The sequence below is a fragment of the Streptomyces sp. NPDC037290 genome, assembly GCF_055603245.1.
In genome coordinates this window covers 182,548-208,090 of sequence record NZ_JBVJVZ010000008.1, presented here as the reverse complement: position 1 = coordinate 208,090, position 25,543 = coordinate 182,548, and the positions used below count along the sequence as shown (strand labels likewise).

The window sequence follows — 25,543 nt, the reverse complement described above, 5'->3', positions numbered from 1 at the left end:
GTCATCCCTTCGAGGTACGAAGAAGCTCGACGTCGCCGTCGAACTGCCACAGGGGATTCGGTGCGTCTCCGGCCGGAGTCCGCACCAGGAAGTAGCCGTTCACTTCCTTCGGTCCGTCGCCGTCGGCCACGAACCGCCCGTCCGTCGTGACGTCGAGCTGGTAGACGGCCGTCCCGGTGGCCTCGACGCCGGGGAGGTGCCAGGAGACGACGCAGCGCCAGTCGTTGCCGGGCCCCTCGGCGGCGACCCTGACGCTGCCCTTGGTGCACGTCGCCGTGGCCTTCACCTGCGCTTCGGTCACGGCGGGCCGGTTGAGTTGCCTGGTCTGCATGCGGTAGAGGTGGGCGAACTCCGTGGCGAGGGAGCGCTGCACCTTGTCCTGCGTGATCCCGGAGGCCGTGGCCCCGGTCGCCGCCGCCACGACGGCGACCGTCGCGGCGACCAGCCCCGCGAGCGGCAGCAGGCCGGCGGTGACCGCGCGGCGCCCGGAGCCGTCGTCGGTCAGGTTGGTGAAGTCGCGCCGCAGGAACAGCAGATACGCCAGCGCCGTCGCGGTCACGGCCCACACCAGGCTGACCACGACGCCGATCAGGAGCGGTCCGAGCTGTGCGGGGCTGGTGAACAGACCGTTCCAGGCGATGAACGCCCAGCTGGGCAGGGCGAGTCGTACGGCGACCGGCAGCGGCAGCAGCTGGGCGAGCTGCATCACGAGTGCGACGACCGCAGGCAGCAGGAGCCCCATCGGGGAGCGTCCCAGCGCGACGGATCCGAGGAGGCCGATCCCGGCGAGGGCCAGGGTCGGCGCGAGCACGCAGGCCCAGGCGAGCAGCACCGTTCCGGCGGCGTCGCCCGGGGCCAGCCGGTGGCCGTCCAGGCCGACCAGTGGCTGGTTGCCGACGGCGATGAGCCCGCCGGCCGTACTCGACGCGGCCAGCCCGACCACGAGCAGCAGGATCACGGTGAGGCTCGCCAGCGCCTTCGCCACGAAGATCCGGCGGGGCGAGCGGATCGCCACCAGCAGATGGCGCCAGGTGCCGAGCCGGTCCTCGGAGGCGAACACGTCACCGGCGACCAGGGAGGTCAGCAGCGGCAGCGCCCAGGTGCCCGAGAACCCGAGGATGACCAGCGGCCCGGCCCAGCCTGTGGCGAGCATCCAGCGGCCGAAGAGGGTGTCGGCGGGGAGCGTGCTCTGCTGGCTCGCTCCGGCGACGAAGAGCCCCGGTGCGGTCCAGCAGGCAAGCACCAGCAGCCGGATCCGCCACTGCGAGGTGAGCTTGACCAGTTCGAAGCGGTAGCCGCGGGCCACCGGGACGCGGCCCTCAACGGCGGCGGGGACTGCGGCGGTCGCGGTCATCGGCCGGCCTCCTGCTGCCGGGCGCGGCTCTTGCGCGGCTGGGTTCCGGCGTCCCGCTGTTCGGTCAGGGCCAGGAACGCGGCCTCCAACGGGGACACCACGGGGGCCAGTTCACGCAGGGCCAGGCCCGACCGCACGAGCCGGACCACCAGTTCGTCGACGGCGGGCACCAGCGCGCGTACGACGAGCGCCTCGCCTGTGGGGCGTCCTCCGGCGCCGTCTGCCAGATGGATCCCGGGCGTCTCGGCGGCCAGCCGGCGGGCTGTCTGCGGGTCGGAGGTGACCAGGCGGTAGTCCAGTTCACGGTTCTCGGCGGCCAGCTTGCCCAGCGGGCCGGAGAACACGACCCGGCCGGTGGCGAGGATGGTGACCTCGGAACACAGCGCCTCCAGGTCGTCCATCCGGTGACTCGACAGCACGACAGCGGTGCCGTCTGCGGCGAGCCGGCCGAGGACACCGTGCACGTGCTTCTTGCCGGCCGGGTCGAGGCCGTTGGAGGGCTCGTCGAGGACGAGGACCTGCGGACCGGTCAGCAACGCGGCGGCGAGTCCGAGCCGTTGACGCATGCCCAGGGAGAAACCGCGGACCCGGTCGTCGGCGAGATCGGTCAGTCCGACCTGGTCGAGCACGTCGTCGATGCCTGCCGTCCGCGCGTCCAGGCCGCGCAGGGCGGCCAGCGCGGCGAGGTTCTGCCGGGCGGTGAGCGAGGGGTAGAGGCCCGGCCCGTCCACGAACCCGGCGACACCGTCGGGAGCGGCGAACGTCCGGCCCACCGGCGTACCGAGGATCTCCAGCTGACCGGCGTCGGCCACGGCCAGCCCGAGCAGCAGCCCGAGGAGCGTCGTCTTGCCGGCACCGTTCGGTCCGACCAGACCGTGGATCCGTCCCTGCGCCACGTCCAGATCGATGCCGTCGAGTGCGACGACATCACCGAAGGACTTGGTGATCCCGCGTGCCCGGATCGCGAGGAGTGAGTCGTCCATGAGCGCCTTCTTTCCGAAACCCCAAGGGAGGCTAGGGAGAGCACACGACACTCACAGGGATTCCCAGCTGAACGCTCAGGGAACGGAAGACGACAGCCGTTCGGCACGCCAATAGACGGTAAATTCCTTAATCATCAAGGGAGTTGATGGAACATCAGGTGTTTGGCGCCGGATGAATGCCGCATAGCGGTGCCCTCAGAACACCGCCCGCACCTGCCCCACCTCGCGCCCCCCGCCCAGTACCGGCGTACGGCCGACGCGGTCCACGACCGGTGCCGTCACACCGAGGAGACCCAACGCGCGTGCCAGGACCGGACCCAGGGCCCGGATCCCGCCGTCGTCGATCTTGAGGGCCAGAGCCCGGCCGTCGGGCAGCGCGAGCGCCTGGACGGCTTCCGCGCCCACCTTGGACAGCACGCCCGGTATCTCCCTCATCAGCCAGGTGTCGTGACGGCGGCTGCCGGCGACGTACTCGGGGTGGGCGCGCATGGCGTCGGCGACCCGCCGTTCGGGCGTCCCGGGCTCGGCGAGGACGTACGAGCGGAAGGCGCGGGCGAGCCCGGTCAGGCTGATCGCCATCAGCGGCGCTCCGCAGCCGTCCACACCTACGGCGGCCACCCGCTCGCCGGCCGCTTCCTCCACGGCCGTGCGGATGACCAGCTGGAGCGGATGGTCCGGGTCGCGGTAGGACTCGACGGGCCAGCCCCTCAGCGCGGCGGCGGCCAGCATCGCCGTGTGTTTCCCGGAGCAGTTCATGGCCACGCGGTCGCGCCCGCGGCCAGCCGCGAGGCAGGCCTCCTGTTCCTCCTGGTCCAGCGGGAGGGCGGGCGGGCACTGCAGGTGCTCGGGGGTCAGTCCGTGCTCGTCGAGCATGGTGCGCACCAGGTCGCGGTGGAAGGCCTCGCCGGAGTGGCTCGCGGCCGCCAGGGCCAGCCGCTCTCCCGAGAGGTCGAGGCCCGCCCGCAGCACGCCCGCCGCCTGCATGGGTTTGTTGGAGGAGCGCGGAAAGACGGGGGACGTCACGTCACCGATGGCCAGCTCCAGCGAACCGTCCGCGGCGAGCAGCACCACACCGCCCCGGTGCCGCCCTTCGACGAATCCGGAGCGGACCACCTCCGCGAGGACCGGGTTGTCGGGTGCGCCCGGGGTGGCGGCTGCGGCGGGCTGAGACATCGGCGGGTCACCTTCCGGTGGGACATCGGCTCGCGTCACGGTACCCACCGCCGGCCATGGCGCCGCAGACGGACATGGCCCGCCGTTCCTGTACATGAACCGCCCACATGTGCGTGTACGGGCGTGCCGCTGCCGTGCCGGACTCCCCCAACACCCCCACCACACCACCCCGTCCTGGGTCACCGCCTGGCGGCTGACGGGGACGACAGTTGGCGCGCGGGTGACGAGGTCCCGCGTGTCGTCCGGTTCAACGTGAGGCCTGCCCGGTCGCGAGGCAGCCCCTGAACCTCCGCGCTCACCACCGGCATCGCTCCTCACGTGTTACGCCCCTGTGACACTGAAGGGACGATTCGGGGAACCCGGCCTGTCAGGCTCGGCTTCGAACAGAGCGGCAGGCGGTCGCGTGGCCCTCAGCGACCAGGACGACGCCGGAGCGGCTCTGGCGCAGCTGCGCCCAACGACCTGACCCGTCGACGTTCCTGGGGGAACTCCGTCATGACCACCCGTACCCGCACCATGGCCGCCGCCATCGCCGTGGCCGCGGCCGTCACCGGTTCCGCGCTGCTGGGCGCCTCGGGCGCCGCCTCGGCCGCCACCAGCGCCTCCCACGGGACCCTGACCATCAGCGACGGCACCAAGTACGTGCTGATCGGCGGCCACAAGGTGAACTTCGGGGTGCCCGTCCGGGACATCGCCTGGTCCCCGAACGGCGCCAAGGCCGCCTTCGTCGACGGCTCCGGCAACCTGGACGTCGCCAACCCCGACGGCAGCGGGCGCGTCGTCGTCGCGAAGAACCCCGGAAACCAGAACTGGTCCCACCCGACCTGGCAGGTGTCCGTGAAGGACACCCAGAACAACATCCCCGCCAAGGACAACCTCATCTTCGCGGCGCGCGCGAACGGTGTCTCGCGGCTGAAGGTCATCTCCGCCAAGGCCGTCCACGGCACGCCGAAGACGCTGTCCCTGTACGGCGAGCCCGGTCCGGACGGTGCGGTGCCGCAGACCGGCAACGTCTGGCCGAACGCGGCCGGCCAGTACGGCACCTCGGTGTATGCCAACGACCACACCGGCGACGTCTACATCCGGGACGACTACCTCCGCCAGCAGGGCAGCAAGCTCACCAAGGGCTCCCAGCCGGACCTGTCCCCGAACGAGGAGGAGGTCGTCTTCGTGCGCTCGGTCGCCGGCCACGACCACGTACTCGTCGAGGACTTCATGCACGGCAACCACATCAAGGACCTCACGCCGCACGCCACGACCGACTACACCGAGCCGGCCTGGTCGCCCGACGGCAAGACCCTCGCGGTGCGCACCCCCTCCGGCACGGTGACGCTCCCGGCCGACGGCACGGGTCACCCGACCAAGGTCACCTCGACGGTCGGCAGGGCGGCGTACCGCCCCTGAACTCGGCCGACGGGACGGGCCGGACGCGTCCGGGACGCGAAGTGCGGGTCACTTCGCCATCCGGGCGAGTTCGGCCCGTAGTTCGTCCAGGTGCGCGTCGGACGTGTCGTGCGGCAGGAACTCGACGACGTCGAGGAACCGGAAGAGCACCCGGTCGCCGGTGACGGCGTACTCGTACTCGCCGAACCCCACCACCGCGCCCATGGCGCCCCGGACGGCGCCCCGCACCACATGCGAGGTCATGTCGTCCGGTTCCGTCGCCGACATGCCGCGCCGGGCGTTGGGGCGGGCCAGATAGGGGCACACCATCGAGGCGTACAGCATGCACGCACGGTGCCCCGGTCCTTCGAGGGTCGGCGCCAGATTGCGGTAGGGCCGCCCGGCGGCCAGCGCCTCACCGATCGCCGCGCTCTCCCCGGCGCCCACCACACGCCACACCGGGCCCTGGGGCATCCCCTGGTTGCACACCGAGCAGAGGCGCTTACGCGCGCACACGGCGCTGCGCTCGTAGTCGGTCAGTGCGAACTGGGGCTCCTCCCCTTCCCAGGGAGTGATCGCCGGCACCGGGTACCCGCGAGCGTCACGGGGCCGTGCCTCGACCGCCGCGGGCATGGGAACACTCTCGAATCGCACAGGCCATGCCTACCAGGCCCGACGGCTTCCGGCCAAGGCCACCGGGGCCGGCAGCGCGCTCTGCGGGCCGCGGAGGCCCGGACAGGCCACATGGGGACGGCGCTCAGTCCGGACGCCCTCGACACCCGCGGCGCCCGCACCCGCCGGCTCCGGCGCAACCTCGCGCAGACGTGATGACTCCGTAGGTGACCAGGCCGTAGGCCAGGTGCGGGATCGCGTCGGCGGTCCAGTCGACGGCCGACCAGGTGCGCGGGTCGCTGACGCCCAGACGCGCGATCGGCGCGTCGGTCAGCGTCATCGCCAGGGCTCCGGTCAGCGCGCCGCCAAGCCACGCGGGCGGCCGTACACCGGCACGGTGGAGCAGTGACACGACGGCGCCCGTCCCGACTCCCACGGCGATGCCCGACAGGGCCCCCAGCCCCGACAGCCGGTTGTCCCGTCCCTCCCCGTCCGGGACCGGGTGTCCCGCTTCGGCGGCGACCTTCTCCACGACCGCTTCGGGAGTGCTGCTCGAAGGCCGGCCGCGCAGTGCCATGTCCAGGTAGGTCACGGCGTTCAACGCGGTGGTGCCGGCGGCCCCGGCTGCGCAGCCACGCCCGATGCTTCGGAACATGTAGCTGCGGGTCCCCCGCCGTGGCCCGGGCCAAACGGTGCGGCGCCGGCCCCCGAGGGGACACGGCCGGCTGCGGGCAGCGCCCGGCGCCCTCCCGGCTCACCGGCGGCGCGGCGGGGTCACAGCGCGCTCACGGCGCGCTGGGGTCCTGCCCGGCCTCGGGGCTGCCCCGTGGGATCCGTGTCAGATCGGTCATCAGCGAGCCCAGCCACGACACGGTCGCGTAGTACAGGCGCGGCGCACCGGGCGGCTCGCTGACGGGATCCTCAAGGGCCGCATCGACCAGCGGAATCCGCCCGATCGGGGTGTCCGGTCCGGGGTCCAGTGCCGCCGAGACCAGCAGCATCCGCCCGGCCACCCGCTCCCCCAGCCCGCAGACGGATTCGGCCGCCGCGGGGCTCAGGGCAGTGAGCGGTGGCGTCAGCAGCCGGTCGGATCCCCACAGGGTGTGGTGCCCGGCCATCAACGTGGCCTGCCAGTCCACGGTCCGCAGCCCGGCGCGGCGCGGCGTGCCGCCGAAGGGCGTCGGCTCGCTCAGGGACTGCGCGTAGGCGGACTCGGCGAGGATGACGGCACTCTGCAACGACCGGTGGCCAGGCACGCCCGTGGCCGCGACCACCGCACCACAGCCCGCCACCGAGGCGCCGGTCGCCACCACGATCTCGGCCGCCCGGCGCAGGAGTTCAGCCGCCGCGTGACGCAACTCGTCGTGCGCGCCGCGCGGCCAGGCCAGCAGTCCGAAGACGGCGCCGATGGCACTGCCGACCAGCACGTCCAGCATCCTGACCTCCGCCAGTCGCCAGGTCGGCGGGGCCAACTGGGCGAAGACCAGCGCCACGAGCACGGTGAACAGGCCCTGCGCCCAGCCGACGCCCCTGACCGGGCCCACGGTGAAGGCGATCAGCATCCACAGCGGCAGGACGACGGCGTAGACGGCGGTGTGGGGTCCGGCCAGGCTCAGGACTCCGGCGGTGACGAGGGCTCCCGCCAGGGTGCCCGCGAGTGCCAGACGGATGGTGTGCCAGGTCTCGTCCATGGTGGTCCGGGTGAGGGTGAGGGCGGCCAGCGTGGCCCAGAATCCGTGGGGCAGCGTGTCCACCCCCGCCACGAGCCGGGCGGCGGTCAGGGCCAGGGCGATACGGACCGCGTTCTGGAAGAACACCGACCGGCGCCCGGCATGGCCGCACACCCGGTGCCACCACAGCATCGGCGCCCGCGCCCCGGCGTACCAGAAGCGGCCTCGCGGTATCTCCACCGCGGCGTGTCTGCCGTGCACGGCCAGATCGGCCGCCGTGGCCATGGCCAGCGCCGCGTCGGCGATCTCCAGGACTGCGGCGTGCCGGCACAGCACGGCAGGCGTGAAGCCCGGCGCGCGAGCGGTTCCGGACACGGGATCTCTGGCGGGGGTCTGCCCGGCAGGCGGGGCATCCTCGGAGCGCGCCGCCCCGGCGGGCCCCGAATCCCCGACGGGCCCCGAATCCCCGGCGGGCGCCGAGCCCGCCGGCGTCAGGTCCCCGGCGGAGGCCGGATCGGCGGCCGAGTCCGAGGATGTGAGGTCCCTGGCGGCGACCGAGCCCGCGGCCCCGGACTCCCCAGGGCCGGCCGGACCCGCGCACGGGAAGTCCCCGGCGGCCACCTGGTCGGCCGACGCGAAGTCCTCGGCGGGCACGTGCTCGGCCGACGCGGAACCCCCGGCGGGAGCCGAGCCCGTAGGCGCGAAACCCTCAGGGACAGCCGAGCCCGCGGACGCCAGGTCCCCGACCGGCGCCGCCCCGACGGCCCCGGAATCCCCTGCGGGGGCGCCGGGCGGAACCGGGCCCGCGGACAGCGCGGACAGGTGCGCCCGCGCCTTGGTCAGGTCCTCGTATGCCGCCACCGGCGAGCTGCCGGTGTCCAGGCAGGTCGCGGTCGCCGTGGCCAGCCGCGCGGCGGCCCGCAGTACGGCGGTGACCTCGGGGCCCGGATGACCGCCCGGCGCGCCGGGCAGTTGCGCCAGGCGGCTGAGCACGGTGCGCGTGGCGAGGCCGGTGTGGGCGAGGGCACGGTCACGCACCCCTGGCCCGGCCGGGCGTTCCGCCTCGGGCACGGTCAGGGACCGCAGCGACCGGCCGGTCTCCCAGGCTGCCTGAATGTCCGGGTCGGTCAGGGTGTACGGGGGTGCGGCGAGGAGGGTCGCGCAGTGTGCGGCGGTGCGCGCGGCGTGGGTGGCCCGTTCCCGGTAGGTGGGCGGGCCGGGTTCGGGGAAGATCAGTGCCTCGGCGGCGATGAAGAGGGCCAGTCCGGTGGTGGTGCCGACGAGCCGCTCGCCGAGCGTGCCGGGCGCGTAGGGCGGGAAGGACGGGAGGATGTAGAGGAGTTGCAGGCCCGGCGCCGCTCCGGCCGGACGCGGGCCGCCCACGGCGGCGAAGGCCAGCGCGAAGCCGACCGCCAGCATGCCGACGACGGCGCTCCAGGTCCGCACCGACAGAAGGGTGCCGACGACGACGAGCAGCCAGCACACCGGAAGCAGCCGCAGCACGGTCGCGGCCCGCTGTCGGCCGGTGCCCGGGATCTTGGCGAGTCCGCCCAGGGCCACGGCGGCGAACAGGGCGTACGTCGCCGCCACGGGACGGTCGAAGCCGTAGCGGAAGAGGTAGAAACCGGCTGCGGCGACGAGCGTCACGCGTACCGCCCGGTGGCCCGGGACGGCGTAGTGCGCCGCGATCCGACGGGCTCGGACACCACCCACCCCTTCAGAATCACCCACCGCCGAACGCCCGGCACCCCGCAGCAAGGAGGCGACCCCGGTCGTGCGGGCGTGTCACCCCGGCGTGAAGCGGATCGGGGTGCCCGCCGCGGCCTGGGCAGCCGCCGCCAGGGCCGCCTCGGCGACGACGCCGATCACCGGGTAGCCGCCGGTGGTGGGGTGGTCGTGCAGGAACACCACGGGGCGCCCGTCCGGGGGCACCTGGACGGCACCGAGCACCATGCCCTCGCTCGGCAGCTCGCCGGCCGACACCCGCTCCAGCGGCGGCCCCTCGGTGCGCAGGCCGATGCGATTGCTGTGCTGCGACACGCGGTATGTCGCCGTCGTGAGGGTGTGCAGCGCGGCGGGTGTGAACCAGTCCGTGCGAGGTCCCAGGCGCAGGGGCAGGGTCAGTTCGGTGGGGGGCGCCGGCCAGGGAGCGCTGTCCGGGAGCGCCGGCCGGCGGGGTGGAGCGCCCAGCGGGAGGACGTCCCCGTCGCGCAGGGGCGCCGGGCCGAGTCCGGAGAGCAGGTCCGTCGCGCGGCTGCCGAGGACGGGCTCGACGGCGATGCCGCCGGCGACGGCCACGTACGAGCGCACGCCCGCCGTCACGCCTCCCACGTCCAGGACGGCGCCCGCGGGTACCCGTACGGGCACTCCCCAGGCCGCCGGCCGGCCGTCGGCCGTCACCGGGCAGGGCGCTCCGCCGACCACGACGGTCACGGCGCGATCCGGGCGCAGGGCGCAGCCGGTCAGGGTGGTCTCCAGGACGGCGGCGTCGGGGGCGTTGCCGAGGAGCCGGTTGGCCAGGTGCATGGCGGGGGCGTCCAGGGCCCCGGAGCGGGGAACGCCCAGGTGGGCGTGGCCGCGCCGGCCGCGGTCCTGGACGGTGGTGAGGGCGCCGGAGCGTACGACGGCGAGACTGCCGTTCATGGCGTGCCGTCCTCGGCCACGAACCGCACCCGGGTGCCCGGCGTGAGGAGCGCCGGCTCCTCCCGGGTGAGGTCCCACAGCGGTGCCGGGTCCGGCATGGTCCCGATCAGCTGCCAGCCGCCCGGGGTGGCGCGCGGGTACACCGCGCTGTAGGGACCGGCGAGCGCGACCGCCCCGGCCGGGACCCGGGTGCGGGGGGTGTCGCGGCGGGGCACGTGCAGCTCGGCGGGCAGTCCGGTGAGGTAGCCGAAGCCGGGGGCGAATCCGCAGAAGGCGACACGGTAGGTGTACGACGCGTGCCGGGTGGCGACCTCGTCCGCGCCGACGCCCCACAGGGCGGCCACTTGGGCCAGGTCCGGGCCGTCGTAGCGCACGGGGATCTCCACCACTCCCCCGTCGTCGGCGGCGCGGGAGGGCACGTCCCAGTCGGCGATCCGGCGCGACAGGTCCTCCGGGTCTCTGACGCCGTCCAGGAGTACGGTCCGCGCGCCCGGCACGATCTCCTCGACCGGCGGCAGGGTGCCCGCGGCGCGCCGCCGCAGGAGTTCGGCGTGGAAGGCACCGGTGCGCTCGGCGTCCGGCAGTTCGACGAGCAGGGCGTGCCGCCCGGCGGGGCGCACCTGCACGGACCGTCTCTCGGTCATGCGAACGACCTCACCTCGACTCCGGCCGCGTCGAGTGCCGCACGGACCCGCGCGGCGATGCGGGCGGCGCCCGGGGTGTCGCCGTGGACGCACAGGGAGCGGGCGGCCACCGGCACGGTCGTACCGTCCACGGCCGCTACGGCCCCGTCCACCGCGAACGCCAGCGCGCGCCGTACCACGGTGTCCTCGTCGGTCACCACGGCGCCTGGGTCGCGGCGGGGCACGAGCGTGCCCGCGGGGGTGTAGGCGCGGTCCGCGAAGGCCTCGGGTACGGCGGTGAGGCCTGTCTGCCGGGCGGCGGTGAGCAGCCGTGACCCGGGCAGGCCGAGCACCGGCAGACCTCCGCCCGCCAGGCGCACGCCGGCCACGACGGCCGCGGCCTGCTCGGCGTCGTGCACGGTGCGGTTGTAGAGCGCGCCGTGCGGCTTGACGTAGGCCACCTCGGCGCCGGCGGCCTCGGCGAAGACCCGCAGCGCCCCGATCTGGTAGGCGATCTCGGCCGCCAGTTCGTCGCCGGGCACGTCCATGGCGCGGCGGCCGAAGCCGGCCAGGTCGCGGTAGGAGACCTGGGCCCCGATCCGGACGCCGCGTTCGGCGGCGAGGGCGCAGACGCGGCGCATCACCGAGGGGTCACCGGCGTGGAAGCCGCAGGCGACGTTGGCGCTGGTCACGACGGAGAGCAGGGCGTCGTCGTCGGTGAGGGTCCAGCGGCCGAAGCCCTCACCGAGGTCTGCGTTGAGGTCGATCACGTCTTCCAAGGTAGGCGATTGTTGAACGATCCGACAAGAGATTGATTTTCCGTGTCCTACCCCTTGTTCGATCGTTGAACGATCCCCTAGGGTCCCGGGCATCCCTCACGGATCCGGGCCCCCGGATCCGCGCCGCTCGGGCGTCCCGCCCGCTCACGCCTAAGGCAGCCGCATGATCGTTCTCCTCGGCGTGGTCGTGGTGATCCTCGGATTCGTCACGCGCCGCAACCCCGTCCTCGTGGTCGGTGTCGCCGGTGTCTTCACCGGCCTGATCGGCGGGATGAACCCGCTGGAGGTCCTCGCGGCCTTCGGCCGGTCCTTCGCCGACAGCCGCTCGGTCACCGTCTTCGCCGTCGTCCTCCCCGTGATCGGCCTCCTGGAGCGCTACGGCCTGCGCGAGCAGGCCCGCAGGCTGATCGGACGGCTCGGCAGTCTCAGCGCCGGCCGGTTCCTCACCGTCTATCTGCTGATCCGCCAGGTCACCGCCGCGTTCGGCCTCACCGGCATGTGCGGTCCCGCGCAGACGGTGCGGCCCCTCGTCGCCCCCATGGCCGAGGCCGCCGCCGAGCGCACGACGGGCGCGGCGCTGCCCGAGCGGATGCGGGAGAAGGTACGTTCCTACGCCGCGTCCTCGGACACCGTGGGCCTGTTCTTCGGCGAGGACTGCTTCATCGCGATCGGTTCGATCCTCCTGATCACGGGCTTCGTCAACTCGACGTACCACCAGAACCTCGAACCGACCCAGCTGGCCCTGTGGGCGATACCGCTCGCCGTCTGCGCCTTCCTCGTGCACGGCGCCCGTCTGCTGCTGCTGGACCGGCAGTTGCAGCGGGAGATGGCGCTCGCCGCCGCCGAACACGACCTGCCGCTTCCGAAGGAGAACAGCAAGTGATCAAGGTCGAGTGGCTCTACTGGCTGGTGGGGCTCGTCTTCGTCGTCATGGCCGTCCAGATGGCCGCCGACCGCAGCAACCCCAGGGGGTGGACGTCCGCCGCGTTCTGGGGCCTGCTCGGGCTCACCTTCCCCTACGGCACCGGCGTCGCCAACGCCACCGCGAAGAACGGCGGCTGGACGCTGCCCGCCGAGCCGCTCGGCGTCGCGGTCCTCACCCTCATCGTGCTCGCCGGCTTCAACTTCCTCGGCAAGGGCACACCCGTCACCAGCACCACCGAGGAACGCGAGGCCTCCGCGACCCGGCTCGGCAACAGGATCTTCATCCCCGCCCTGACGATCCCGCTCGTCGCCATCGTCTGCGCCTCGCTGCTCGACACGTCCGGCCTGTTCGAGACCGGCAAGGCCACCCTCCTCGGGCTCGGCGTCGGCTGTCTCGTCGCCCTCGTCGTCGGCATGCTGGTCACCGGCGAGCGCAAGCTGTCCGTACCGCTCCACTCCGGCCGTTCCATGCTGGAGGCGATGGGCTCCGCCCTGCTGCTGCCCCAGCTCCTCGCCGTGCTCGGCTCGATCTTCGCGCTGGCGGGGGTCGGCACGCAGGTCGGCAGGATCGTGCACGACGTCCTGCCGGACAACGCGAAGTACCTCGCCGTCCTCGCGTACTGCGTCGGCATGTTCCTGTTCACGCTGATCATGGGCAACGCGTTCGCCGCGTTCCCCGTGATGACCGCCGCGATCGGCTGGCCCGTCCTCGTCCAGCAGATGCACGGCAACCCGCCGGCCGTCCTCGCGCTCGGCATGCTGGCCGGATTCTCCGGAACGCTGTGTACGCCGATGGCCGCCAACTTCAACATCGTCCCGGCCACCCTGCTCGAACTGAAGGATCAGTACGGCCCGATCAAGACACAGATCCCGACGGCTCTCCCGCTCCTGGCCTGCTCCACGGTGATCATGGCGCTGTTCGCGTTCTGAGTGAAGGAAGTGCCATGACCCGCGTGCTCATCACCGGTTTCGCCCCCTTCGACGGCCAGCAGGTCAACCCGTCCTGGCGGGCCGCCTCCCTGGTGGCCGCCGAGCCTCCGGCCGGGCTCACGGTCACCGCCGCCGAACTCCCCTGCGTCTTCGGCACGTCCCTCGCCACTCTGCGCGCCGCCGTCCACGCGGCGCGCCCCGACCTGGTCCTGTGCCTGGGCCAGGCGGGCGGCCGCCCCGGCGTCACCGTCGAACGCGTCGCCATCAACCTCGACGACGCACGCATCCCCGACAACGCGGGCAACCAGCCCGTCGACGAGCCCGTGGTCCCGGACGGCCCCGCCGCCTACTTCTCCGCCCTCCCCGTGAAGGCCTGCGTCGCCGCCCTGCGCGCGGCCGGTGTCCCGGCGGCCGTGTCCAACACGGCCGGCACGTTCGTCTGCAACCACGTCGCGTACGGCCTCGGCCACCTCCTGGCCACCGAATTCCCGCACGTCCGGGGTGGTTTCGTGCATGTGCCCTGGGCGCCGGAACAGGTCACCGACGGTACCGCCCCGGCCCTTGAGCCGACCACGGTCGCCCACGGACTGCGTGCCCTGCTGCTCGCCGCCGCCGGCACCCCGAGGGGCCACGATCTGAAGGTCACCGAGGGAGCCACCCACTGATGCCGCCCACCGCACACCGGTTCCTCCGCCCGGCCCACGGAATCAGCCCCGACACCGGCCCTGGCCCACCGCCGCCGGCCCGCGTCCGGGTATCCGGCCGAGGCGCGGCGCGCCTTGCGGGAGCGTCGCGTGCGCGTCGGGCTGAGGCGTCACGCGCGCTGCCACCGCGTTGTGAGTTTCCGGGTGCGGCGTCAGGCGCCCTGCCACAGCGCCGCACGCGTCCGGCCGAGGCGTGCAGTGTCCCGCCGACACGTCGCACGCATCCAGCCGAGACGCCACGCACTCTGCCGCAGCACCGCACCCACCCGAGCCGAGCCATCACGCGCCCCGCCACAACACCGCACGCATCCAGCCGAGACGCCACGCACTCTGCCGCAGCACCGCACGCATCCGGCCGAGACGCCGCGCGCACCGCCCGCAGCCCCGCACCCACCCGAGCCGAGGCATCACGCGCCCCGCCACAACACCGCACGCATCCAGCCGAGGCGTCACGCGCCCTGCCGGCGTGTCGTGTGGGTCCGGCTAACCGCCGTCAGCGACTCGCTCCACGAGCGGCCGCCATGACTCGAGCGGAGGCACCGGCAGGCCCACCACCTTCCCGGCGTCGTCCGCACGGCGCAGTGCGATCGCCGCGTGAAAGTCCGGGTCGGCCTAGAAGGCCATCGCCTCGGCCGGAGTCATGGGGCCGCCCTGACAACCGAGTGTGCGTGCGCTCTCCGGGGACAGCGCCAGCTGCGGGTCGGCCGCGGCCAGATACCGTTTGGCCGGGATGTGCGCGGCGACCAGGCGGGCGACCCGCCGCCCCAGCAGACCCTCGACCGCCGCCGCGGCATGCCTGCCGTGTCCCTCCCCGTCGGCGGGGACCAGGAAGTGGCCGATGTCGTGGACCAGGCCGGCCAACTGCAGCTCCGCGTCGTCCGGATGGCTCACGGCGAGCAGGGCGGCCACCTGAAGGCCGTAGGCCAGGATGTCCACGGGGTCGCCGGACCGGTCCGGGGTGTCCCAGACGTCCGCGCAGTCGGCCAGCAGGGCCATGAGGGCATCGACGGAGGGCAGGGGGTCGTACGTCATGGGGCCACGCTGCCGCGCCGGGGGGTACGGAGGATGACGGTGGTACGGACGGACTGTTCGGGGATCCCGGCGACGGGACTAGGACGTCTCCGCCGCTCACGCCCTGTGGGACCGAGGCCTGGCCGGGACGCACAAAAAAGCGAGGACGGCGGCCGTGAGATAGGCGAGAGCGCCGGCGGCCATGCTGATCCGCAGGCCGGTGCCATAGCTGTCCGCTGTGGCGAGGAGGCTGCCGCCGAGCGCGACGCCGGTGGCGCTGCCGACTTGACGTGTGGTGTTGAACAGGGCGGAGGCGGTCCCTGAGTAGGCCGGCGGCGCGGCGCCCATCATGGTCGAGGTCGAGCCTGTGAGGGCGAAGGACGTACCGAAGCCCGCGGCCATCATCGGTGCCACCAGCAGCGGGTAGGCGGGATCGGTCCCGGCCGCCGCCCAGCCGGCCAGCCCCAGGGCTGCGAGCAGCATGCCGGAGATCACCAGCGGACGGTCGCCGGTACGGCGCGCCAGCCGACCCGACAGGACGGAGGCGAACGTGGTCATCGCCACCGCCGGGAACAGCGCGACTCCGGTGCCGAGGGCGCTGTAGCCGCGCTGGTGCTGGAACTCCAGGCTGGCGGTGAACACCATGCCGTAGAAGGCGAAGTTGAACAGCATGCCGATGACGGCTCCGCCGCCCATCGCGCGCGAGCGCAGCAGGCTCAGGGGGAGGGCGGGAGTCGCTGCCAGGCGCTCGCGGAGCACGAACGCGGCTGCGGCGATCATGGCCAGACCCAGCCCCGCGAGAACGGCAGGGTCGGACCAGCCGCGCCGTCCGGCCTCGTTGAGCGCGGCCGTCAGGAGTGCCACCGCCGCCACCACCGCACACTGGGCCGGCCAGTCCAGAGCCCGGCCGGCGCGCCGGGGGGAACGCGCCACGTACCGCCGCGTCAGCGCCAGGCAGGCGACGCCGACGGGCAGATTGATGAGGAACACCCAGCGCCAGCCCACCGTCGAGACCAGCAGTCCACCGAGCAGCGGTCCGGCCGAGGCGGCGATGCCCGCCATCGAACCCCACAGCCCGAAGGCCCGCGACCGTTCCGGCGGCTCCGGGTAGGACTGCTGGAGCAGCGCCAGGGAGCCGGGCACGATCAGTGCCGCGCCGAGTCCCTCCACCAGGCGCGCCGTCACCAGGAAGGGGGCGTCCGGCGCGAGGGCGCACGCGGCGGAGGCCACGGTGAACACTCCGACGCCCGCGCAGAAGACCCGGCGGTTGCCCAGCCGGTCACCCAGCGCGCCGGCACTGAGCAGCAGTCCGGCGAAGACGAGGGTGTACCCGTCGGTGATCCACTGGATCCCGGTGAGCGAGGCGGACAGGTCCCGGCCGATCACCGGTACGGCGACATTGATGATCGTCACATCGAGGATCACCATGAAGTAGCCCGCGCACACGGCCAGGAGCGGTGCGTGGGAGCCCCGCCCGGACACCGGGGGCGACCCGGGTGGGGGTGGGGACCCACCGTCACGGCCCGACTCAGCGAACGGCACCTTCCGCACTCCATCCCGTTGCGCGCGGCCCTTGAACCGAACGTCACGGTAGGGGACGGATGGTCCACGGCGCGGGAACTCCTCGGTGCCGTCGGTGTGCCCGTCGCGGCCGTCCGGTGGTTCCGCCCGGCCGGGCCCCCGGTGTGACGGTCAGTCCAGTGCGGTGTCCAGCCATCGCAGGACGTCGGGGGTCGCGGGGTCGGTGATGTCGGCGAACTCCTCGTGCTTCTGCAGGAACTTGGCGACGTACGGGCAGACGGGCACGATCCGCTTTCCGGACTCGCGTACGTCGGTGAGCGCCTCCCGGACCAGCCGGGACGCCAGGCCCTGTCCGGCGAAGGCGTCGTCGATCTCGGTGTGGTAGAAGACGCGCTGCTCACCGCGGTCGAGGTAGGCGGTCAGTCCGGCACGCTTGCCGTCGACCAGGATGTCGTACCGGTTCTCGGCGTCGTTCCGCTCGACGGTCGGAGCGGCGGAAGGCTGGCTCATCGGGTGCCTTTCTGAGGAGGGTGGGCAGCGCGTCGGGAGTCGGTGCCGCACCGGGCGGTCGGGGCGCGCCGGGTGGTCGGTGCCGCGTCCGATGGTTCAGTGGCGGCGTGGGTTCCTGCGCGGGGTGATGACCGCGTGCGGCAGGGCGGGGGCGGGCAGCCGCTCTCCCGGATAGCCTTCGACGGCGCCGAACCGGTCGGAGGCGTTCTGCCAGTCGTCCCGGGCCTTGGCGATGTCCTCGTGGCTGCGCCCGATGAAGTTCCACCACATGACGATCTCCTCCTCGAACGGGGTGCCGCCGAGCAGCACCGTCCGGGCGACGTCGTCCGACTCGTTCGTCAGCGTCAGCGCGCCGGCGCCCGGCGGGACGTAGCCCAGCTCCGCGGGAGCGATCAGGTGCCGGCCAGGCGCACCGTGCCCTGGTCGACGAGGAGGCCGTGCTCGAAGCCGGGGTCCACAGCGAGCGTGAGGGTCGCGCGCGGCTGGAGGACGATCTCGGCGCCGAGCAGGGGCGTGAAGGTCCGCACCGGGGAGACGCGGCCGGCGAGGGAGCCGAGGAACACGCTGATCCGGGCCCCGTCGCTCAGTACGGGTTCAGGTGCGTGGTGCTGGAAGTCCCGTTCGGTGGTGCGGTGCTCCTCCGGCAGCGCCACCCACAGCTGCACGCCGTGCAGGATGGTCGTCCCCGGGGTGGAGACCTCCGAGTGGGCTATGCCGTAGCCGCCCGTCATGAGGTTCAGCTCGCCGGGCCGCACGCGGGCGTGGCTGCCCATGCTGTCCCGGTGCTCGATCTCCCCGGTGAACAGCCAGCTCACCGTCTGCAGGCCGGTGTGCGGATGCGGGGCGACGTCCATACCGCCCGTCACCGAGACGTCGTCGGGGCCGTAGTGGTCGGCGAAGCACCAGGCGCCGATCAGGGTCCGGGCGCGCTGCGGCAGTGTCCGCCGCACGGTCATCGCGCGGGGGCCGCCGAGGGGGACGTCGCGCGGGGTCAGTACCTCGACCGGCCCGGCGCCGTCCGACGGCCCGCCGTCCACCGCTCCACCGCACCGCACTTCCGCGGGTTTCGTCTCGACGTTGCTCACCGTGGACCGCCTCCCGAAAGCATTGTTCTATGTTCAACTACTATGCCATGATCACGGGCCCCGGCATGGTGATCCTCGTCGCCGCCGAGGCCGTACCTCATGATCAGTGGCAGCGTCCGTTCCGTTTGCGTCCCTCCAGAAGGAAGGTAACCCTGCGATGGTCGATGAGCCGATCCTGGTGCTTGCGGCGGCCGGCGGACAGGGCAGGGCCGTGACCGAGGCTCTGCTGGGCCGCGGGGCCCGGCTCCGCGCCCTGGTGCGCGACCCGGGGCGCGGCGCGGCGCGGGCACTGGCCGAGCGGGGCGCCGACGTGGTGGCGGGATCCCTGAGCGATCGCGAGTCGCTCGCCGCCGCGATGCGCGGTGTGGCCGGGGTCTTCGCGTTCACCACCCCCTTCGAGGCCGGCCCGGAGGCGGAGGTGGACCAGGGACGGGCGATCGTGGCCGCGGCCGGGACGGCGCGTGTACCGCACCTCGTCTTCAGCTCGGTCGCCGGGGCGGACCAACGCAGCGGCGTACCGCACTTCGAGAGCAAGGCGCGCATCGAGGCCGAGCTGGCCCTGAGCGATGTCCCCCACACGATCCTGGGGCCGACGTACTTCTTCGACAACGCGCTGGGCGGAGCGGAGCGCATCGCCGGCGGCGTTCTCGATCTGCCGCTGCCGCCGGACCGGCCGTTGCAGCAGCTCGCCCGCCCCGACCTCGGCGCGTTCGCGGCGGACGTGCTCCTCCATCCTGCCCGGTACGTCGGGCAGCGCATCGAGCTGGCCGGCGACGCGCCCACTCCCGCGCAGATGGCGGCCGCGCTCGGCACCGCGCTGGGCCGGGAGGTCCGCCATGAGCAAGTGCCTCTCACGGCGGTCGGCGACCCGGACATGCACGCGATGTGGACGTTCCTGAACGGCCCGGGCTACCGCGTCGACATCCCCGCACTGCACGCCGCCCACCCGGAGATCCCCTGGACCGGCTTCGCCGACTGGGCGCTCAGCGCCTTCGCCCGGCCCCCTGAGGGCGATGGGCCGGCCGAAGTCAGCCGGCGGCGGTGAGAGCCGTACGCAGGACGGCGCGCCGCCCCCGCAGCTCGCCCCTCTCCATCCGGGCGTGCACGTCGGCTGCCGCGCTCAGCGGGAGGACCTCGACGTTCCGCGGGCGCAGCGCACCGTGAGCGAACAGGTCGTTGAGGCAGGCGGCGGCTGCGGCGAGTTCGTCGGGCGTCGCGTGCGAGATCACGAACCCCACGACGGAGCGGTCGTTCACGTACAGGGCGCCGGCGGGCAGCACGGGGCGGGTCCGGATGCCGGCCATGAGCACCACGCGGCCCCTCAGGGCGAGCAGTTCCACCGTGGTCTCGAGGTCGTTGACGCCGGCCGTGTCCACATACAGGTCGAGCCCGGCCGGCGCCGCCCGGCGGATCCTCTCGGTCAGTTCCACATCCCGGTAGTCGAACACCTCGGCCGCGCCCAGCTCCGCGCAGTACCGCCCGTCCCGTGCGCCGGCCGTGGCCAGGACGCGCGCGCCGGCCCGCGCCGCCATCGTCACCATCGCACTGCCGACATTGCCCGCGGCGCCGGCGACCAGCACGGTCTCCCCCACGCGGAGCCGCCCGTGGACGAACAGCGCCAGATACGCGGTCGCCGCCGGATGGACCGCCGCCACCGCCGCCACCGGATCGACTCCCTCGGGCAGGTGGTAGAGCCGATCGGCCGCCACCACCGCCTGCTCCGCTGCCGCGCCCTGTCGCCCGCCGTGCCCGAGGCTGTTGCACCACACCTGGTCCCCGGCGCGGAAGCCGGGGACACCGGGACCCGCCTCGGCAACCGTGCCGACCAGGTCACGGCCCACGACGAAGGGGAACACCACCGGGGTGGGGAACATCCCCGACCGTACGAGGGTGTCCACCGGGTTGACCGCGGTGGCGAGGACGTTCACCAGTACGTCGGTGGGACCGGGCCGGGGAGCGGCGATCTCTCCGTAGCGGATGGCGTCCGCGGGTCCGAGCTCCTCAATGTACGCAGCACGCATGGCACCCGATGGTCCCACCGGTGCCCCCGGAAACAGCGCAGGGGGCGAGGGGACACGCCTGCGCCCCGCCGCTGACACGGCGGACGCCCCCGGCGGGCGGCCCGGACCGGGACGTCACCAGCGCATCGCGGTGAAATCGATGGGCCGGGGCCGCAGTTCCCGGGTCCGAGCCGTCAGCAGGCGCAGTCGCCGGGCCATCTCGTCGGCGGGCAGCCGGCGGCGGTCGCCGTGCCCCGGCAGCAGCCACTCGAAGCGCAGCCCGCCGGCGGTCCGTGCCAGGGAGGCGGCCAGCTCGCTGATGGAGTACCAGGTGACGCTCTCGGCCACCTCGATGTCCCCCGTGGTGCGCGACCAGTAGAAGCTGTCGCCACTGAAGCAGTACCGCTCGTCGGCGACGAAGAGCACGCTGCCCCGTGTGTGTCCCGGCAGGGGATGCGCGATCACGCCGTCGGCGATCTCTGTGGGGTCGGTGCCGCGAAGCACACGGTCGGCGTCCGGGGCGGCGTCCAGGTCTCCCTCGTGGATCCACAGCCGGGCACCGAAGCGGTCGGCGTAGCTTCGCCCGTGCGCCGCGTGGTCGCGGTGGGTGAGCAGGACGTCGGTGACGGGGCCCAGCGCCTCGTAGCGCGCGGCCAGGGCGGTGCTCCAGCGCGGAGTGTCCACCATCATCACGGTGCCGCCGGGGCGACGTAACAGATAGGAGTTGGCGCCCGCGGTCTGCCTGGAGTTGTGTCCGCACAGGTGCACGGTGTCGTCCAGAGCCATCGGAAAGGGGTCCAGCGCGGCGTCCAGCCGGCCGCCCGGCGGATGGATCGACCGGGTCTGGCAGGCATGCGCTGCGGCGTGCAACCGGCGTGCCTCGGTCCGGTCGCGAGGCTGGCGCAGGACAGCCGCGCGCCCGTCGACCTCACCGATCAGACCGGGGGCGAGCTGCCGCGCGACATCGCAGTTCGCGCACCGCTCGTCCACGTACCAGCCGCCCTCGAACCGTTCCTCGCTCATGGCCGATCCCTCCCCGCCTCGTGGCCGTCCGGCCCGGCCTCTCACCTTATCCGTTTTCGTCGGGTGCACACCCACTTGCCGTTCTCAATCGGATTTGCGCAGCACGGACTTGGGAGCCACGCGTCTCTTCCCGCTCCCGGTCCCGCTCACACGTCGCGGCCGCGTGTCCCACCTCACCGTCCTGTCGGCGCAGGTGATCCACCGTGCCCCCGGCGGCCCCACCCGTCCGAACCGAACGCCGCCGCCCAAGCCTGCCGCGACCTCGGCACCCTCACCGACCGGCCCAGGCTGCTGGTGGCCTCCTGCGCCCGGGGGCTGGCCGCCCTCGGCTCCCCCCCCCCGTGAGGCCGGAGCCGGTGTCTACCCGGTCGCCGCCGCCCGCACGGTCCGGGCGGAGCTGTAGCCCAGCGCCCCCGAGCACGGTCGGCCGTCCGGCCCGGTCCGTGAGTGGGCCCACCTCGCTCCCGGCCCGGGCCGGGAGCGCCTCCCGCGGCGACTGCGCGGCAGACTGTAAGGGAGCGGCTCGCCGTGACGGCGTGCGACGACATTGGGAGGCCGCCGTGCAACTGGAAGAGTTCCTGACCCAGGTCCGCGACCGCGGCGAGTACCGCAGCCGGGAGGAGGCCGAGCACGTCTGCGAGGCGGTGCTGTGGGTGCTCGCGACCCGGATCGCCGCGCAGGAGGCCGACGAACTGGCGGCCCGGTTGCCCGCCCCGTTGGACGAGGCGCTGCACCTGGACCGAGGGCGTCCGGAGTCGTTCGACTGTGACGAGTTCCTCCGGCGGGTGTCCGTGCAGACGGGCGCCCGTCCCCGTACGGCGGAGTGGGACGCGGACGCCGTGCTGTCCACGGTCGCCGACGCGGTCCCGGACCGGCAGATCGACCACCTCCTGTCCCAGCTGCCGGCCCGCTACGCCGAGTACTTCGGCAGACTGGACGCGAGCTGATGGGTGACCTCGCAGACGGGTCGGCCCGTGCCGTCGGGGCGACCGGTCAGTCGTCCCGCTGTGCGGTCCGCCCCGGCTCCCGCGCGGTGCTCAGCTGGTCGTCGCACCACTGCCTGGCCTCCCCGGCGACCTGTTCCAGGGCGCCGGGTTCGCCGAACAAGTGTGTCGCCCCGGGAACCACGGAGAGGGAATGCGGGGCCCGCAGGCGCCGGGCGGCCTCCTCGTTCAGTTCCTGCACCTGCTGGTCCTCGCCGCCGACGATCAGCAGAACGGGGACCCGCACCTGTTCCAGGGCCTCGCCCGCCAGATCGGGCCGGCCGCCTCGCGACACCACGGTCAGCACCCGGTCCGGCCGCTCCGCCGCGGCCACCAGCGCGGCGGCGGCACCCGTACTGGCGCCGAACAGCACGACCGGGAGGCCGCGGGTGTCGGGCTGGGTGTCCAGCCAGTCGATCGCGGCCACCAGCCGCCGGCCGAGGAACGGGATGTCGAAGCGGTGCTCGCCGGTCAGCGCGTCGTGCCGCTCCTCCCGTTCGCTGAGCAGATCCATCAGCAGCGTGCCGAACCCGGCGGTGCGCAGTTCGGCGGCCACCATACGGTTGCGCGGACTGTGCCGGGAGCTGCCGCTGCCGTGTGCGAAGAGCACCACGGCCCGCGCCGCCGCCGGGACCACGAGGTCACCTGGGAGCGTGGCGTCGCTGGTGGGCACCAGAACCATGTCGGAGATCATCGGCATCACTTCTTCCATGCCGGCCGGTCGGCCGGATCGCGACGACCCGGATGCCCCCACCTGCTACCCACCCTATCGGCCCGGCCCCGGGGCCGCCGGGTCGAGGCGGGAGCGGGTCCGGGGCGGCCGTGCCCTCGTCGCCGGAGGGTGTCCAGACCGGCCGGGCGTTCCTTCCGCTGTGACCCGGACTCAACCTGGTCCGCAGCGAGCCACTGTTCGCAGGTGCGCCGCCTGGTCCCGGTACGCCGTGCTGCGCCGCCGACGGCCGGACGCGGGCTCATCGGCGATGCGGCACCGTGGCCGCGCACGACGTCGTACGGCCCGCCGGGGACAGTCGGCCGCCGACCATGGGAGGAGGCGGGTCCGGCTCGGGAGAGGTGTGCCGGCGGCAGGCTCCGGTCACGCGGACTCGGCCGTACTCGCCGGACCGCTGGTGCCGGCGGCACGCCGACGACGGGCCGGTGGCGGTGGTGCCGGGGGCCATGGCCGTGGTCCGGCGCGTCTCGCCTGAGCGCGTGGGCGCCGGGCCGCTCAGCTCGCGGCCCGACGGCAGGGGCCCTGCCGGACGGTCATGGTCCGGCAGGGCCCCGTATCACGCTGTCCCTGCTGCTAGTTGCGGCGCCCCGCGGGGTCGTGGGCGACGGAGTCCCGGTCGGTGCCGGGGGACGGTACGGAACCGTTGGCTCCCGCGCCGGCGCCGGTCACCGCCTCGACCCGGTCACCGTGCCCCGGCCACCACGCGGCGTGACCGATCAGTGCGGTGAGGCTCGGGGTGAAGAACATCGCCATGACGAAGGCGGCGACGGCGATGCCGAAGGACACCGCGAAACCCATCTCCGTGAGCAGCGAGTTGCCCGCGAGCATCATCGTGGCGAAGGTCGCCGCCAGGATGAAGCCGGCCGCGGCGACGGTCGGCCCGGCGTGCCGCAGTGCCATACCGGCCGCTTCGCGCGGCTCACGGCCCTCTCGGGCCTCCTCACGGAGCCGGGCGATCATGAGGATGTTGTAGTCGGTGCCGATGGCGACGACGAACAGATACATGATCACCGGGAGCATGAACATCAGCCCCGAGTGGCCCTGCCCCTTCTGGAAGATCCACACGGTGGCGCCGAGGGTGGCACCGAAGCCGAGGCCCACCGACGCGATCAGGTACCAGGGGGCGACCACGCTGCGCAGCAGCAGTCCCAGGATGACCATGATGAGCAGGGCGGCCACCGGGAAGACCGTCTTGTAGTCGTGGTTGACCGCGGTGTTGATGTCCTTGTAGATCGAGGACATGCCACCCACGACCGCGTCGGTGCCGTCGGGGGCGTCCGAGTGGGCGACGTCCCGGACCCGGCCCACGGCGTCGATCGCCTTGTCCGTCGACGCCTCGTACTTGAGCGTGACGGTGAAGTCCGCGGTGGTGCCTGCCTTGTTCAGCTGGGACATACGGGCACTGGCGACCCCGTCGACGGCCCCGAGCTTGCGCGCGTACGCGGCGAAGCCGGACTTGTCCAACGGCTTGCCGTCGGTGCTCGACAGGTAGACGTCGGTGGGTGCCGCGGCGCCCGCCGAGTACGCCTTCTGCATCTGGTCCTGGACGACCATGGACTCCTTGGTCTTCGGCATGGAACCCGATGCCAGGTCGAACGTGGCGTGGAAGCTCAAGGTGCCGAGCGACAGCGCGAGCAGGATCAGGCCGGACACCGCGGCGGTCAGCGCCGGGCGGCGCTGCACGCCCCGGCCGAGTGCGGCGAACCGGGCGTTCTCCGGCTCCTTCTGCCAGGACTTGGAGGGCCAGAAGACCTTCGGCCCGATGAGCGAGACCACGGCAGGGATCAGGGTCAGACCCGCGACGAGCGTGGCGGCGACCGCGATGGCGAGCGCCGGGCCCATCTGCTTGAGGAAGCCCAGCGTGGACAGCACCAGCGCGAGGAAGGCGATGATGACCGCGCCCGCCGCCGAGGCGATGGCCTCGCCGACCCGGTCGACCGCGTTGACCATGGCCTGCTTGGGCTCGTCACCGGCGCGCAGGCGTTCGCGGTAACGGAACATCAGGAACAGGAAGTAGTCCGTACCCACGCCGAAGAGCACGACGATCAGGATCGACGAGATCGAGCTGTTGGCCTGCAGGTCGAACAGCTTGGTGGCGTACGCGATCAGGCCGTTGGCGACGGCCGACACCAGGCCGATCAGCACCAGGGGCAGGACGGCCAGGATGGGCGCCCGGAAGATGATCAGCAGGGTCACCAGAATGATCACGAAGGTGCCGATGCCGATCAGCGCCTGTCCGCGCTTGGACGAGTCCTGCTGGTCGAGGGCCTGCGCGGCGGCGCCGCCGAGCTTCACGTCGAGATGCGTGCCCTTGGCCAGCGCCTTGACGTCGTCGCGCAACACCTTGGCCGCGTCCGCCTGTTTGGGCTGGCCGGCGTTCTTGCTGTCCATCTGGACCAGGGTCAGGTCATACCTGCCGTCCTTCGACGGCTGGCCGGGGACGACCTTCTGCACCTGGTCGATGTGCTTGTTGCCCAGTTCGGTGGTGATCCGGGCGACGTCCTGCTTGTCCGCGGCGGTCAGCCTGCCGCCGTCGGTGCGCTGGTACAGCGCGATCGCGGACGGGGTGAAGGCGCTGGGGAAAGCCTTCTGCTGGAGGTCCGCGGCCTTGATGGACTCGTAACTCTTGGGTAGGAAGCTGCTCTCGTCACTGTTCGAGGGCAGACTCGGAGCAGTGGCGACGATCGCCACCGCGGCGATCAGCCATGCCACGATCGTCCACACGGGATGTCGGACGACGGTGTTGCCAATACGTCGGAACATGCGGAAGGTCCTCCTGGACAGGAAGATCACCGCAGCCCGGGGAGCGGTCCCTGGCATCGGCGACCCCGAACGGCACCTGGGTAACGGGCCGGTCGAATGGTTGTCTTGAGGCCACATGGTAGTGACCGGATAAGAAGAT

Annotated in this window: 22 protein-coding genes and 1 pseudogene; 6 read left to right on the top strand and 17 right to left on the bottom strand. The window is 73.0% G+C overall.

The window, feature by feature from the left end; genetic code table 11:
- Position 1: 1 nt before the first annotated feature.
- The 3 genes from ACZ7HQ_RS27215 to ACZ7HQ_RS27205 form a co-directional block, all read right to left on the bottom strand.
- Complete coding sequence (locus ACZ7HQ_RS27215; protein ID WP_470994963.1) at positions 2-1,354, bottom strand: ABC transporter permease; 1,353 nt, start codon at positions 1,352-1,354, stop codon at positions 2-4.
- Complete coding sequence (locus ACZ7HQ_RS27210) at positions 1,351-2,337, bottom strand: ABC transporter ATP-binding protein (RefSeq protein WP_470994960.1); 987 nt, start codon at positions 2,335-2,337, stop codon at positions 1,351-1,353. The genes ACZ7HQ_RS27215 and ACZ7HQ_RS27210 overlap by 4 nt, the downstream gene beginning before the upstream one ends.
- Positions 2,338-2,532: 195 nt before the next feature.
- Positions 2,533-3,510 (bottom strand): asparaginase, encoded by a 978-nt coding sequence (locus ACZ7HQ_RS27205; protein ID WP_470994958.1) that lies wholly within the window; start codon positions 3,508-3,510, stop codon positions 2,533-2,535.
- A 495-nt stretch (positions 3,511-4,005) separates the two neighbouring features.
- On the opposite strand from ACZ7HQ_RS27205, the gene ACZ7HQ_RS27200 reads away from it, so the two are divergent.
- Positions 4,006-4,914 (top strand): TolB-like translocation protein, encoded by a 909-nt coding sequence (locus tag ACZ7HQ_RS27200; protein ID WP_470994955.1) that lies wholly within the window; start codon positions 4,006-4,008, stop codon positions 4,912-4,914.
- A gap of 48 nt (positions 4,915-4,962) precedes the next feature.
- On the opposite strand, the gene ACZ7HQ_RS27195 is transcribed toward ACZ7HQ_RS27200, so the two are convergent.
- From ACZ7HQ_RS27195 to ACZ7HQ_RS27170, 6 genes are all read right to left on the bottom strand, one after another.
- A complete protein-coding gene (locus ACZ7HQ_RS27195) occupies positions 4,963-5,526 on the bottom strand; it encodes a hypothetical protein (protein WP_470994952.1) in 564 nt (187 codons plus the stop codon).
- A 124-nt stretch (positions 5,527-5,650) separates the two neighbouring features.
- Positions 5,651-6,160, bottom strand: a complete 510-nt coding sequence (locus ACZ7HQ_RS27190) for a hypothetical protein (protein WP_470994949.1) — start codon at positions 6,158-6,160, stop codon at positions 5,651-5,653.
- A gap of 130 nt (positions 6,161-6,290) precedes the next feature.
- The gene (locus ACZ7HQ_RS27185) at positions 6,291-8,888 is read right to left on the bottom strand and encodes an FUSC family protein (protein WP_470994946.1); all 2,598 of its coding nucleotides are present in this window, start codon (positions 8,886-8,888) and stop codon (positions 6,291-6,293) included.
- A gap of 72 nt (positions 8,889-8,960) precedes the next feature.
- Positions 8,961-9,818: a 5-oxoprolinase subunit C family protein gene (locus tag ACZ7HQ_RS27180; protein WP_470994944.1), complete on the bottom strand. Its 858-nt coding sequence runs from the start codon at positions 9,816-9,818 to the stop codon at positions 8,961-8,963.
- Positions 9,815-10,462, bottom strand: a complete 648-nt coding sequence (locus ACZ7HQ_RS27175; protein ID WP_470994941.1) for a 5-oxoprolinase subunit B family protein — start codon at positions 10,460-10,462, stop codon at positions 9,815-9,817. Before ACZ7HQ_RS27175 ends, ACZ7HQ_RS27180 begins: the two co-directional genes overlap by 4 nt.
- Positions 10,459-11,211 (bottom strand): LamB/YcsF family protein, encoded by a 753-nt coding sequence (locus tag ACZ7HQ_RS27170; RefSeq protein ID WP_470994938.1) that lies wholly within the window; start codon positions 11,209-11,211, stop codon positions 10,459-10,461. The genes ACZ7HQ_RS27175 and ACZ7HQ_RS27170 overlap by 4 nt, the downstream gene beginning before the upstream one ends.
- Positions 11,212-11,383: 172 nt before the next feature.
- On the opposite strand from ACZ7HQ_RS27170, the gene ACZ7HQ_RS27165 reads away from it, so the two are divergent.
- The 3 genes from ACZ7HQ_RS27165 to pcp are packed head-to-tail and all read left to right on the top strand — an operon-like array spanning position 11,384 to position 13,739.
- Positions 11,384-12,103 (top strand): DUF969 domain-containing protein, encoded by a 720-nt coding sequence (locus ACZ7HQ_RS27165; protein WP_470994935.1) that lies wholly within the window; start codon positions 11,384-11,386, stop codon positions 12,101-12,103.
- Complete coding sequence (locus ACZ7HQ_RS27160) at positions 12,100-13,074, top strand: DUF979 domain-containing protein (RefSeq protein WP_470994932.1); 975 nt, start codon at positions 12,100-12,102, stop codon at positions 13,072-13,074. Before ACZ7HQ_RS27165 ends, ACZ7HQ_RS27160 begins: the two co-directional genes overlap by 4 nt.
- Before the next feature lie 14 nt (positions 13,075-13,088).
- Positions 13,089-13,739, top strand: coding sequence for a pyroglutamyl-peptidase I (gene pcp, locus ACZ7HQ_RS27155; protein ID WP_470994929.1), 651 nt, complete (start codon positions 13,089-13,091; stop codon positions 13,737-13,739).
- A 651-nt stretch (positions 13,740-14,390) separates the two neighbouring features.
- On the opposite strand, the gene ACZ7HQ_RS27150 is transcribed toward pcp, so the two are convergent.
- The 4 genes and pseudogenes from ACZ7HQ_RS27150 to ACZ7HQ_RS27135 form a co-directional block, all read right to left on the bottom strand.
- Entirely contained in the window at positions 14,391-14,810 is a 420-nt protein-coding gene (locus ACZ7HQ_RS27150) for an HD domain-containing protein (RefSeq protein ID WP_470994926.1), read from the bottom strand.
- 96 nt (positions 14,811-14,906) lie between these two features.
- Positions 14,907-16,271 carry an MFS transporter gene (locus ACZ7HQ_RS27145; protein WP_470994924.1) on the bottom strand — a complete coding sequence of 455 codons (1,365 nt, stop codon included), beginning with the start codon at positions 16,269-16,271 and terminating at the stop codon, positions 14,907-14,909.
- Positions 16,272-16,481: 210 nt separating this feature from the next.
- On the bottom strand, positions 16,482-16,820 hold the full coding sequence (locus ACZ7HQ_RS27140) for a GNAT family N-acetyltransferase (protein ID WP_470994922.1): 339 nt from the start codon (positions 16,818-16,820) through the stop codon (positions 16,482-16,484).
- 96 nt (positions 16,821-16,916) lie between these two features.
- Positions 16,917-17,905 (bottom strand): annotated as a pseudogene (locus ACZ7HQ_RS27135) (pirin family protein).
- Positions 17,906-18,062: 157 nt separating this feature from the next.
- On the opposite strand from ACZ7HQ_RS27135, the gene ACZ7HQ_RS27130 reads away from it, so the two are divergent.
- Positions 18,063-18,950 (top strand): NmrA/HSCARG family protein, encoded by an 888-nt coding sequence (locus ACZ7HQ_RS27130; RefSeq protein WP_470994919.1) that lies wholly within the window; start codon positions 18,063-18,065, stop codon positions 18,948-18,950.
- Here the strand turns inward: ACZ7HQ_RS27130 and ACZ7HQ_RS27125 are convergent.
- Complete coding sequence (locus tag ACZ7HQ_RS27125) at positions 18,934-19,926, bottom strand: NADPH:quinone reductase (RefSeq protein ID WP_470994916.1); 993 nt, start codon at positions 19,924-19,926, stop codon at positions 18,934-18,936. The genes ACZ7HQ_RS27130 and ACZ7HQ_RS27125 overlap by 17 nt on opposite strands.
- Positions 19,927-20,040: 114 nt before the next feature.
- Positions 20,041-20,928 (bottom strand): MBL fold metallo-hydrolase, encoded by an 888-nt coding sequence (locus ACZ7HQ_RS27120; protein WP_470994913.1) that lies wholly within the window; start codon positions 20,926-20,928, stop codon positions 20,041-20,043.
- Between the two features lie 560 nt (positions 20,929-21,488).
- Here ACZ7HQ_RS27120 and ACZ7HQ_RS27115 point away from each other — a divergent pair.
- Complete coding sequence (locus ACZ7HQ_RS27115) at positions 21,489-21,875, top strand: DUF2267 domain-containing protein (protein ID WP_470994910.1); 387 nt, start codon at positions 21,489-21,491, stop codon at positions 21,873-21,875.
- A 46-nt stretch (positions 21,876-21,921) separates the two neighbouring features.
- On the opposite strand, the gene ACZ7HQ_RS27110 is transcribed toward ACZ7HQ_RS27115, so the two are convergent.
- Positions 21,922-22,605, bottom strand: coding sequence for a dienelactone hydrolase family protein (locus ACZ7HQ_RS27110; protein ID WP_470994907.1), 684 nt, complete (start codon positions 22,603-22,605; stop codon positions 21,922-21,924).
- 609 nt (positions 22,606-23,214) lie between these two features.
- Positions 23,215-25,404: an MMPL family transporter gene (locus ACZ7HQ_RS27105; protein ID WP_470994904.1), complete on the bottom strand. Its 2,190-nt coding sequence runs from the start codon at positions 25,402-25,404 to the stop codon at positions 23,215-23,217.
- Positions 25,405-25,543 lie beyond the last annotated feature (139 nt).

What these genes read in the sequence shown, in the direction of transcription:
- ACZ7HQ_RS27215 (WP_470994963.1), bottom strand. Translation starts at nt 1,354, where the DNA reads ATGACCGCGACCGCCGCAGTCCCCGCCGCCGTTGAGGGCCGCGTCCCG.
- ACZ7HQ_RS27210 (WP_470994960.1), bottom strand. Translation starts at nt 2,337, where the DNA reads ATGGACGACTCACTCCTCGCGATCCGGGCACGCGGGATCACCAAGTCC.
- ACZ7HQ_RS27205 (WP_470994958.1), bottom strand. Translation starts at nt 3,510, where the DNA reads ATGTCTCAGCCCGCCGCAGCCGCCACCCCGGGCGCACCCGACAACCCG.
- ACZ7HQ_RS27200 (WP_470994955.1), top strand. Translation starts at nt 4,006, where the DNA reads ATGACCACCCGTACCCGCACCATGGCCGCCGCCATCGCCGTGGCCGCG.
- ACZ7HQ_RS27195 (WP_470994952.1), bottom strand. Translation starts at nt 5,526, where the DNA reads ATGCCCGCGGCGGTCGAGGCACGGCCCCGTGACGCTCGCGGGTACCCG.
- ACZ7HQ_RS27190 (WP_470994949.1), bottom strand. Translation starts at nt 6,160, where the DNA reads ATGTTCCGAAGCATCGGGCGTGGCTGCGCAGCCGGGGCCGCCGGCACC.
- ACZ7HQ_RS27180 (WP_470994944.1), bottom strand. Translation starts at nt 9,818, where the DNA reads ATGAACGGCAGTCTCGCCGTCGTACGCTCCGGCGCCCTCACCACCGTC.
- ACZ7HQ_RS27175 (WP_470994941.1), bottom strand. Translation starts at nt 10,462, where the DNA reads ATGACCGAGAGACGGTCCGTGCAGGTGCGCCCCGCCGGGCGGCACGCC.
- ACZ7HQ_RS27165 (WP_470994935.1), top strand. Translation starts at nt 11,384, where the DNA reads ATGATCGTTCTCCTCGGCGTGGTCGTGGTGATCCTCGGATTCGTCACG.
- pcp (WP_470994929.1), top strand. Translation starts at nt 13,089, where the DNA reads ATGACCCGCGTGCTCATCACCGGTTTCGCCCCCTTCGACGGCCAGCAG.
- ACZ7HQ_RS27150 (WP_470994926.1), bottom strand. Translation starts at nt 14,810, where the DNA reads ATGACGTACGACCCCCTGCCCTCCGTCGATGCCCTCATGGCCCTGCTG.
- ACZ7HQ_RS27140 (WP_470994922.1), bottom strand. Translation starts at nt 16,820, where the DNA reads ATGAGCCAGCCTTCCGCCGCTCCGACCGTCGAGCGGAACGACGCCGAG.
- ACZ7HQ_RS27130 (WP_470994919.1), top strand. Translation starts at nt 18,063, where the DNA reads ATGGTCGATGAGCCGATCCTGGTGCTTGCGGCGGCCGGCGGACAGGGC.
- ACZ7HQ_RS27125 (WP_470994916.1), bottom strand. Translation starts at nt 19,926, where the DNA reads ATGCGTGCTGCGTACATTGAGGAGCTCGGACCCGCGGACGCCATCCGC.
- ACZ7HQ_RS27120 (WP_470994913.1), bottom strand. Translation starts at nt 20,928, where the DNA reads ATGAGCGAGGAACGGTTCGAGGGCGGCTGGTACGTGGACGAGCGGTGC.
- ACZ7HQ_RS27110 (WP_470994907.1), bottom strand. Translation starts at nt 22,605, where the DNA reads ATGATCTCCGACATGGTTCTGGTGCCCACCAGCGACGCCACGCTCCCA.
- ACZ7HQ_RS27105 (WP_470994904.1), bottom strand. Translation starts at nt 25,404, where the DNA reads ATGTTCCGACGTATTGGCAACACCGTCGTCCGACATCCCGTGTGGACG.